The sequence below is a fragment of the Rhizobium ecuadorense genome, from assembly GCF_001187535.1.
GTDB lineage: Bacteria > Pseudomonadota > Alphaproteobacteria > Rhizobiales > Rhizobiaceae > Rhizobium > Rhizobium ecuadorense.
Map to the genome: position 1 here is coordinate 1 of NZ_LFIO01000767.1, position 297 is coordinate 297.

Genomic DNA, 297 nt, shown 5'->3' on the forward strand with positions numbered 1-297 from the left:
ATGAAGACGATCAGCGGCGGGATCGTCACGAGGAGGATATTCATGAAGAGGAGATTGTACTGGCTCGTATACATGCTCTGGAAATTATAGAGCGTCAGCTGCACGGTCACGTTCTCCTTGCCGGGAAGATAGTAGAGCGGGTTGGTGAAATCGTTGAAGATCGCGATCGACTGCACGACGATGTTGGTGACGGTCACCGGCTTCAGCAACGGCAGGATCACTCTGAAGAAAATCTGTCGGGGCTTGGCGCCATCGATCAGCGCCGCCTCGTCGAGGTCGCGCGGTATGGTCGAAATG

General features: G+C 54.9%; 1 protein-coding gene. It reads right to left on the bottom strand.

The genetic code is table 11. The features are described from left to right. A partial coding sequence (locus tag AF337_RS13800) for an ABC transporter permease subunit (protein WP_152971065.1) occupies nucleotides 1-297 on the bottom strand: 297 nt, incomplete at both ends.